The organism is Mesorhizobium sp. M0830, from assembly GCF_040319965.1.
Lineage (GTDB): Bacteria > Pseudomonadota > Alphaproteobacteria > Rhizobiales > Rhizobiaceae > Mesorhizobium.
The window spans coordinates 19,851-28,766 of sequence record NZ_JAMYOR010000076.1; the positions used below are offsets into that span (position 1 = coordinate 19,851).

Here is an 8,916-nt window from a genome sequence, read left to right on the forward strand (position 1 = left end):
TCAACTCTCAAGCGATCAGATTTCGACTGAAATGCCGCGATTGGCGAAAAAGCGGTCGAACTCGGCTGGCGCCAACACTGCGTTTGCCTGTGTGGCGTTGGTATGGCCGGACGGATTGTGGAAGCGGAAACCCTGGCGGAGGCCGCCGTGACCAGCACCAGATGACCGCCCTTCGATGGCGGCTCGCGCTCGGGCCAGCGGATAGAGCTGCTGACCGACGCGATGAAGAAGCGAGACCGCTCGAGAATTGCCGGTACGTCCGCTGTCGCGACACTGGTCATCACCTTGGCCTGCAGGCCGAAGCTTTCTTTCACGAAGCTGACGAAGGGCGCGTAGATCAGCCCCTTGATCGATCTCTCGGTGACGACATAGCCGCCATTTAGAAGGTGATCTTCACCGAAGCGGCACTGCGCGTGTGCGGGCCGTGGTGGACGGCCTCGATGTTGTTGCCGTCCGGGTCAAGCAGGAAGGCGGCGTAATAGCCGGGATGATAGGGCCGCTCACCTGGCGCGCCATTGTCCTTGCCGCCGCCGGCGAGCCCGGCCTTGTAGAAGGCCTCGACCATGGCATGGTCCTTTGCTTGGAAGGCAAGATGATGGCGGCCGGTGAGTTTGCCCAACGCCGCCGGGCTGTCGGCGCTCGAGATGAACAACTCGTCGGCCCAGAAATAACCGTCGCCAACACCACCGATCGGGATGTCGAGCACCCGCAGGACAGCTTCGTAGAAACGCCGGCTGGCTGGGAGATCCCTGACCACCAGCTGGATATGGTCGATGAGCCGGCCGCGATGCAATTCCTGGGTTTCCATGCAAATTCCTCCTCGCAGGGCACGAATCTAGGTTCGGACGGCGCCGCGTCAACGCGGATGCAAATCCGGCCGATCGCCCCGGCCCATCCTTCAAACAAAGAGCCCGCCGGAAGGGGAATCCGACGGGCCTTTGGAAAGCCGATATAGGAGCTTTCAGGTGTCTGCGGGGGTCAGACAATGGTGAGAACTCCATTTTGCAACAGAAGTTCCACCGGGACGAAAAAAGGTCGCCAGCGAGTTGTCGTTACGAGCCGGACGATGCGTCAGGCGGTCAAAATCCGTTCAGCCTGGAACTTTTTGTCCGGCGCCAGGTTTTGTGGCGCGGCTGGAGGAACTGGAATTGGATGGTTTTCAACGGCTCGAAGCGCTCGTCGACAGGGCTGGTGCCGACGATGTCGGAGAAGCAAACGCTTTGCTGCGTCGGTTCAAGGGCAGGACGGACGAGATCGATACCGCGATCGACGAATTCATACTGGATTTCATGACGCTGGTCTTCGTCGTCGAAACCGGCGAGGAAGGCTTTGAAAAGCCGACCCGCAAGCTGGCCGGCACCAGCCTTTTGAAGCTCAAGCACCTGGTCAACGTGCCGGCATAGGAACCACGCGGGGATCCGGCGCGGAAGCCTATTCCTTCAGGATGGCCGCCAGCCGCGGGACACCCTCGCTCACCGCACGCCGGTCGGCGAGCGTGAAGGACAGCCGCAGCGTGTTGCGCCCGGTGCCGTCGGCATAAAAGGCGCTGCCAGGCACGAAGGCGACGCGCGCCTCTTTCACCGCCCGCGCCAGCAGCGCGGTGGCGTCGGACCCTTCCGGCAGCGTCACCCAGACGAACATGCCGCCTTCCGGGCGGTTCCAGCTCACGCCGTCGGGCATGTGCGCTTCCAGTGCCGCGAGCAGGCCATCGCGGCGCTCGCGATAGGCGCCGATGAGTTTTTCGACCTGAGCGTCGAACACCGCCTCGGCGACGCGGTGCATCACCACCTGGTTGATCGATGGGCTGTGCAGATCGGAGGCCTGCTTCATCAGCACCAGCTTCTCGACGATATGGCGCGGCGCGCACACCCAGCCGACACGCATGCCCGGCGACAGGATCTTCGAGAACGAGCCGCAATAGAGCGTGCGCGCCTTGTCGATGCCGCCGGATCGGGCGCAGTCGAGCGCCAGGATCGGCGGCACGCCTTCGCCGTCATAGCGCAGTGCGCGATAGGCGGCATCCTCGATGACGGCGATGTCGAGTTCGCCGGCAAGGTCGAGCACCGCTTCGCGCTGCCTTCGGTCCAGCGTGTTGCCGGTCGGGTTGGCGAAATCCGGCACCAGGTAAGCGAACTTGACTTTGCCCCCATTCGGGGCAGCCGCCGCTCGATAGGCATCGGGCGTCATGTTGCCGCCGGCCGGGGTCAGCCGGTCGTAGCGCGGCTCATAGGCGTTGAATGCCTGCAGCGCGCCTAGATAGGTCGGCCAGGTGACCAGCGCGGTATCGCCCGGCGACAGGAACAGTTTGCCGAGATAGTCCAGCGCCTGCTGCGAGCCGGAGGTGATGAAGATGTTGGCTTCGTCGCAGGCGACGCCGAGCTTGCCCATCTGCCCGGCCAGCCAGCGCCGCAACGGCAGATAGCCTTCCGAGACCTGGTACTGCAGCGCCGCACTCGCCTCCGCGCCGCCCAGCACATCGGCATAGGCGTCGCGGATGGCTTCGGCCGGAAACAGAGTCGGATCGGGAATGCCGCCGGCAAACGAGATGATGTCGGGCTGGTCGAGCAGCTTCAAGAGTTCGCGGATTTCGGACGCTTTCATGCGCGACGAGCGCGAAGCCAACAGGTTCATAAGGGTCAAGTCACGCCTCCCGCGACAATTCTATTTAGGTCAACCTAGCTGACCTATATCTGCTTTATCGGGCAATTTGAATAGAGCCTGAAAGCCTTCCGCTATACGCCAGTCGCCGCCGGGGGGACGGACTGGGTGAGGTGATGCTACAGCAAGCCCGGTGAGCCAACGAGAACCGCCTCATTCCTGCGCACCCCCCTCTGTCCTGCCGACATCGAACTGTGGAGCCCCTCAATCCCCGTCCGCGGGCTTGGCCTTGCCGCACTGCGCCAGCACCTTGGCAATGGCGGCGATCGAGCCCTTCAGCGCAAAACTGCTCTCGCCATATTTGGCGGCACTGACCGACACATCGCCTTTCCCGCGCATCAGGTCCAGCAACGGATCGGCTTTCGCCAGATCGATCACGAAGTAGTTGTACATGGCCTCCAGCTGCAGCGTTTTCGTCACCACCTTGCCGTCGGCCTTGAACTCGAACGAACCGCTGATGCCTGGCTCCAACTGCTGACCGGTGGCGCCCAGATCATAGCTCAGCACCGGCGTTTCGAAACAGGTCAGCATCAGATGTGCGTCGCCTTTCGGTCCGCCGCAGACCGAGGCGGTCAGCACGCTGCCGCCCTCGTCCTCCTCCATCCTGGCGGCCCAGCCGTTGCACGACGCGGCAAACGCCGGCTGCGCGGCCTGCAAGACCGCAATGGCAACGGCAATGATGAGATATCTCATGACTTTCCCCTCCGGCATTTGCAGCCGCACCTGTCGGCATCCTATAGGAAAAGCTCGCCCGGTGGCATTGCCCGTCGCGGCGACCGGTTTTGGTTCTCGCGGAGAGCGGTGTTGAGAGTTTTTGTCCGTCTGGGTCTGTCGATCACCGCGCTTGTAGCCTTGCCGCTCGCCGCCCATGCCGATTGGAAGCCGGTCGAGAAAGTCGAGACATACGCCATATCGGGCCAGTCCGGGCCGGAGCTCTATCGCTCGATCGGCGAAAACGGCCCCAAGCTCGGCATCACCCGCGCCATCGCCCACACCAATTTCAAGCTGACCTGGACCCGGGATTATCAAGCACGGGCCGGCGCCTGCGTGCTGGCCACAGCGCGGCCGAAACTCATCATCACCTACACCTTGCCAAGCCCCTCGGCGCCGCTGCCGCCGGCGATCCAGAAGAACTGGGAGGTGTTCATCGCCGGCGTCAGCGCGCATGAGAAGGTGCATGGCGCTGAGATCGTCGACATGGTGCTCAAGATCGAGGCCGCGACCGTCGGTCTCAGCGTTGCCGACGATCCCAAATGCAGCAAGATCCGCACCGAGATGACCAAGCGCCTGTCCGACCTGTCACAGGCGCAGCGGCAGGCGAGCCGCGATTTCGACCGCGTCGAACTCGGCCAGGGCGGCAATCTGCAGAAGCTTATCCTTGCCCTGGTGAATGGCGGCTGACGATACCGTCGCCTTGCTCGGCATCCTGACTGACGCCGACCAGCAGGAGTGCCTGCGGATTGAATCCCTGGCCTAGCTAGCTCCGCCAAGCCGCCAGATCGGCCAGGATCTGCGCCTTCAGCGAAGCGTCGGCGTAGCTCGCGTGCACCGACGTTTTGGCGAGCTGGCGGATGGTTTCATCGTCCCAGGCGAAGGCCTCGGCGCAGGCGGCATAGGATGCTTCGAGGGTGGTATCGAGCAGTGTCGGATCATCGGTGTTGATCGACACAAGGACGCCGGCCTTGCGCAGAGCGTCGAGCGGATGTTCGGCAAGTGAGGGATACACGCCGAGCGCCACGTTGGAGATCGGACAGACGCCTAAGGGAATCTGCCTCCGTGCCAGCAAGTCGACAAGCCCGGGGTCCTCGATCGCCCGCACGCCGTGGTCGATGCGGTCGGCGCCCAGCAGTTCGATCGCGTCGCGAACACCTTCCGGGCCGCTCGACTCGCCCGCATGAACGGTGCGCCGCAGGCCCGCCGCGCCAGCACGGCGAAACGCTTCGGCGAAGCGCGGCCCGGTGCGCCCGGCAGCCGCCTCGTTCCCGTCGATCGACAAGGCGACGACGCGCTTGTGCCTGATTTCGCTCAACAATTCGACGAGTTCGATCGCTTCCGCCGCCGACTGGGTACGAAGCAGGCTTACGCACAGTCCGACCGGCGGGTGCCCGTCCTGTTCTGCGGCCGAGAAACCCGCGTCGAATGCATCGATCATGCCGGGGATATTCCTATGCCAATGCGGCCAGTGCGTAGGGTTGACGATGACGTCTGCATAACGCACGCCGCTTCGACCCATGCGCTGTGCAAACTTGTAGGCCGTGGTGGCGAGTTGCTCGCGCGTCCGGAACGTCCCGCACAACCAGTCGAGCATTTCGAGGAAGCTCCTGAGATCATGGGCTTCGAAGAGCCTGTCGCGCGGCGCGCGCAGCGGAATGCCGGCCTCCTCGCAATTCCTGATTACATCATCGGCCTCGAAGCAGCCCTCGACGTGGATGTGCACTTCGGCTTTCGGCAGCCCGATATAGTCGGTCAATGACGCCTCCCCTATTTCAAGCGTCATCAGATCATGAAACGGCCGGTCGCCATTTCAAGAAATGATTGAAAGAATTGCGCGCGGCGCGCCGGATTGACGGCGCTTCTCGGAGCAAGCCTACCGCGTCTCGGCGCTCGCCCTCAGCTCCGCACGCTTCTCGTCCGAGACGACAGCCAGATCCAGCACCTTCTGCAATTCGGCCGCATGGTGGAATGATGGTTCAGCCTGCACGCCGGTTCGCACCGCGTCAGTGAAACGCTGGTAATTGGTCGGCACCGTGCCGGCGTCGAGCTCTACCCATTTGGCATTCTCGACATTCTCGCCGACGCAGGCCTTGAGCGCCGAGCCGTCGAGATTGTGCACCACCTCGATGCCGCCTCTTTCGCCATAGATGCGCAGGCGGAGCTCGTTGAGATGGCCGGTCGCCCAGCGGCTGGCATGCACCACGCCGAAGGCACCATTGGAAAAATCCAGCGTCATGGCGAAGCTGTCATTGGCGTCGAGCCCGTAGTCGCCGATGCGGTTGCCAGGTGCCTTGTCGAAGCTACGCAGCCGGCAGAAGACATGGTCGATGTCGAGCGCCGCACCATAGCTGGCGAAATCCAGGATGTGGATGCCGACATCGCCAAGCACGCCATTCGAGCCGTGGCCGCGCGACAGGCGCCAGAGCCATTTCGGATCGGTGCGCCAGTCGCCCCAGAATTTCGACACCAGCCAGCTTTGCAGATAGGACGCCTCGACATGCCTGACCGTGCCGATTTCGCCCGCCTGCACCATCTGGCGGGCCTTCTGCAGCGCAGCGACATTGCGATAGGTGAGGTTCACCATGTTGACGATGCCGGCGGCCTTGGCGGCCTCGGCCATCTCGGTGGCCCTGCCGAAATTCTCAGCCAGCGGCTTTTCGCACAGCACCGGCTTTCCGGCGGCGATCAGCGCCATGGTGGTCGGATGATGGATGCGGTCCGGCGTGACGTTGGCCACCGCGTCGAACTCACCCCATGCCAGCGCCTCCTCCAGCGAGATGAAGCGGTTTGGAATGCTGAAACTATCGGCGAATTCGCCGACGCGCGCCGGATCGACATCGACGGCACCGACGATGTCGACGCCCTCGATGGCGCTGAAGCGGCGCGCATGTTCCTGCGCCATCCAGCCGGTGCCGAGTATCAAAAGCCGCATTTATTGCTCCTTGGAGATATCGGAATCCCCCGTCCGATCGACGCCCTCAAATAGCGCGGATGATACCGCCGTCGACCCGGATGTTCTGGCCGGTGATGTAGCCGGCGCCTTCGGACGCCAGGAAGGCGATGGTCGCGGCGATCTCTTCGGAAGTTCCATAGCGCTGCATCGGCACGCTGTCACGACGCTCCTCGGTGGCCGGCAGGCTGTCGATCCATCCGGGCAGCACGTTGTTCATGCGCACATTGTCTGATGCATAAGTGTTGGCGAAGATCTTGGTGTAGGCGGCAAGACCGGCGCGGAACACGGCGGAAGTCGGGAACATCGGGCTCGGCTCGACCACCCAGGCCGTCGAGATGTTGATGATGGCGCCGCCCTTCTGCTTGACCATCTGCGGCGCCACGATGCGCACCGGCCTGATGACGTTCAGGAGATAGACGTCCATGCCGGTGTGCCACTGCTCGTCTGTGATCTCGAGGATCGGCGCACGCGGTCCGTGGCCGCCGCTGTTGACCAGCACGTCGATGCGGCCATAGCGGTCCAGCGTCAGGTCGACCAGGCGCTGCAGATCGTCGTTCGACTGGTTGGAGCCGGTGACGCCGAGCCCACCAAGCTCCTTGGCAAGCGCCTCGCCCTTACCCGAGGAGGACAGGATGGCGATCTTGAAACCGTCCGTAGCCAGCCGCTTCGCCGCCGCTGCACCCATGCCGCTGCCGCCGGCCACGACCACGGCAACTTTCTCTACACTCATTGGATTTTCCTTCTCGGGATTGGCGGGCGCGAAGCTTGGCAGTTCGCGGTGTATAGCCGGTTTCATCAGGCAGTTCGAACCAGAAAGGCTGAACCAATATGCAGAAAAACGCGAGCTCGCTGCGACTTTAGGGATCGACAGGCAGCAAGGCGTCGGGCTTCACATTGGCAATCGAGGCATAGGTGTGTGTTTCCCGGACACCGGGCAGCGGCAGGATCACCCGCTGCAGGAAATCCTGGAACACTGCCATGTCGGCGATGCGAGCCTTGACCAGATAGTCGAAACCGCCGACGACCATATGGCACTCGATGATCTCGGGCGCCCGCAGAACAGCCTCCGCGAAGCGGTCGAAGACATGCGGCGCCGTGTGGTCGAGCCGCACCTCGATGAAGACGACCTGTGCCCGTCCGATCCGGGCCGGGTCGAGAACGGCCCGCACTGCGCGGATGAACCCTTCAGCGAACAGCCGCTTGACGCGCTGCGCCGCCCCGGTCGGCGACAGGCCGACCCGCCGTGCCAGATCGAGAGTCGTGCGGCGACCATCCTCCTGCAGCAAACGCAGCAGCGAGCGGTCGATACGGTCGAGGTCTTCCATTTCGGGATTCACGCTTTTGAGCCAGAAGAAGCGTGATAGTCACGCCAATATTGCAAAAACAGCATATTTCATCACGCTCCCGGATCGCAATACCGTTGTCGTGCAACAGACAACGAATGCGGATCCCATGAAATCAGCGATATCAACCTCCCGCAGCGCCCAGGCCAAGGGCGACACGCCCGTGCTCATCCTGAGCGAGGCCGAGATAAAAACAAGCATCGACCTGCGCCAGCTTCTCGACGCGCTCGCCGGCGGCTTCAAGGCGCTGTCCGGTGGCAAGGTGGTCAGTCCGGCACGGCCGCAGCTCGATATTCCGCAGGCCGGCTATTCGCTGGCCATGCCAGCCTGGACGGCGGGCATGCATCTGACGGTGAAGATCGTCAACGTCTTCGAGGGCAACATCGCCAAAGGCATCCCCAGCCACCTCGCCACCATCCATCTGTTCGATCCGGATACCGGCATGCCTGTCTGTGTCATGGACGGCACTTATATCACCGCCGTACGCACCTCCGGCTCGGCCGTGCTTTCGGTACGCGAGCTCGCCCGCCGCGACGCCAGGGTCGCAACGGTGGTCGGCGCCGGTGTACAGGCCGGCCAGCACTTGCATCTTCTGCCACTGGCGCGCGACTTCACCGAGATCCGCGTCGTCTCGAAGGAGTTTTCGGATGCGCAGGCGCTCGCCGCCCAGCATCCCGGCGTCGTCGCCATCAACGATGTCGAGGCTGCGGTGCGCTCGTCTGATGTCGTCTGCCTGGCAACGCATTCCTACGAGCCGGTGATCTCAGCCGACTGGGTACGGCCCGGCACCCATGTCTCGTCGGTAGGCGTTGCCCCGCCCGGGGGCGAACTCCCGGTCGAGCTTATCGGCCGGGCCAGCTTGTTCGTCGAGACCAGGGAGGCCTTTGCCCCGACGCCGGTCGGCTCCTGCGAACTCGCTGGCCTCGATCCACAAACCGGAACCGAGCTCGGCGCAATGCTGCTCGGGCTGCGACCGGGGCGGGTCAGCGCCGACCAGGTCACCGTCTACAAGGCCATGGGCGTCGCCATGGAGGACATGGTTGCGGCCGACCTCGCCTATCGCGAGGCGGTTCGGCGGGGAATAGGGCGGGTTGTTGCGCTGTAGTGGAGCCGCTTGATTGTTGAAGCCAGCGCCGCCCCTCATTGCCCTGCCAGGCATTTCTCCCCGTAGAACGCAGGACTGTCCGGGGAAAGTTATTCATATATGAAGGCCATCTGATTGAGGGAGGATCGGTCTCTTGGTCGGCT

General features: G+C 63.3%; 10 protein-coding genes and 1 pseudogene. 3 read left to right on the top strand and 8 right to left on the bottom strand.

Going from position 1 to position 8,916, the window contains the following annotated elements; translation table 11 throughout:
• Nucleotides 1-15: 15 nt before the first annotated feature.
• A pseudogene (locus NKI20_RS29755) lies at nt 16-377 on the bottom strand (hypothetical protein); the annotation flags it as partial.
• Nucleotides 378-379: 2 nt separating this feature from the next.
• Nucleotides 380-808: a VOC family protein gene (locus NKI20_RS29760; RefSeq protein WP_352837249.1), complete on the bottom strand. Its 429-nt coding sequence runs from the start codon at nt 806-808 to the stop codon at nt 380-382.
• Nucleotides 809-1,148: 340 nt separating this feature from the next.
• On the opposite strand from NKI20_RS29760, the gene NKI20_RS29765 reads away from it, so the two are divergent.
• Nucleotides 1,149-1,403, top strand: a complete 255-nt coding sequence (locus tag NKI20_RS29765) for a hypothetical protein (protein WP_502898174.1) — start codon at nt 1,149-1,151, stop codon at nt 1,401-1,403.
• A 28-nt stretch (nt 1,404-1,431) separates the two neighbouring features.
• Here NKI20_RS29765 and NKI20_RS29770 read toward each other — a convergent pair whose 3' ends face one another.
• Nucleotides 1,432-2,631 carry an aminotransferase-like domain-containing protein gene (locus NKI20_RS29770; protein ID WP_352837274.1) on the bottom strand — a complete coding sequence of 400 codons (1,200 nt, stop codon included), beginning with the start codon at nt 2,629-2,631 and terminating at the stop codon, nt 1,432-1,434.
• Nucleotides 2,632-2,862: 231 nt separating this feature from the next.
• Nucleotides 2,863-3,351 carry a hypothetical protein gene (locus NKI20_RS29775; protein WP_352837255.1) on the bottom strand — a complete coding sequence of 163 codons (489 nt, stop codon included), beginning with the start codon at nt 3,349-3,351 and terminating at the stop codon, nt 2,863-2,865.
• Between the two features lie 111 nt (nt 3,352-3,462).
• On the opposite strand from NKI20_RS29775, the gene NKI20_RS29780 reads away from it, so the two are divergent.
• Nucleotides 3,463-4,059 carry a DUF922 domain-containing Zn-dependent protease gene (locus tag NKI20_RS29780; RefSeq protein WP_352837258.1) on the top strand — a complete coding sequence of 199 codons (597 nt, stop codon included), beginning with the start codon at nt 3,463-3,465 and terminating at the stop codon, nt 4,057-4,059.
• A gap of 76 nt (nt 4,060-4,135) precedes the next feature.
• Here NKI20_RS29780 and add read toward each other — a convergent pair whose 3' ends face one another.
• The 4 genes from add to NKI20_RS29800 all read right to left on the bottom strand — a co-directional run bounded on the left by add (nt 4,136) and on the right by NKI20_RS29800 (nt 7,650).
• Nucleotides 4,136-5,128, bottom strand: coding sequence for an adenosine deaminase (gene add, locus NKI20_RS29785; RefSeq protein WP_352486095.1), 993 nt, complete (start codon nt 5,126-5,128; stop codon nt 4,136-4,138).
• A gap of 117 nt (nt 5,129-5,245) precedes the next feature.
• Nucleotides 5,246-6,304, bottom strand: a complete 1,059-nt coding sequence (locus NKI20_RS29790) for a Gfo/Idh/MocA family protein (RefSeq protein WP_352837262.1) — start codon at nt 6,302-6,304, stop codon at nt 5,246-5,248.
• Between the two features lie 46 nt (nt 6,305-6,350).
• The gene (locus NKI20_RS29795) at nt 6,351-7,055 is read right to left on the bottom strand and encodes an SDR family oxidoreductase (RefSeq protein WP_352837265.1); all 705 of its coding nucleotides are present in this window, start codon (nt 7,053-7,055) and stop codon (nt 6,351-6,353) included.
• Nucleotides 7,056-7,182: 127 nt separating this feature from the next.
• Nucleotides 7,183-7,650: an Lrp/AsnC ligand binding domain-containing protein gene (locus tag NKI20_RS29800; protein WP_352837268.1), complete on the bottom strand. Its 468-nt coding sequence runs from the start codon at nt 7,648-7,650 to the stop codon at nt 7,183-7,185.
• A 127-nt stretch (nt 7,651-7,777) separates the two neighbouring features.
• Between NKI20_RS29800 and NKI20_RS29805 the strand changes: the two genes are divergently transcribed.
• On the top strand, nt 7,778-8,773 hold the full coding sequence (locus NKI20_RS29805) for an ornithine cyclodeaminase family protein (protein ID WP_352837271.1): 996 nt from the start codon (nt 7,778-7,780) through the stop codon (nt 8,771-8,773).
• Nucleotides 8,774-8,916: the final 143 nt, after the last annotated feature.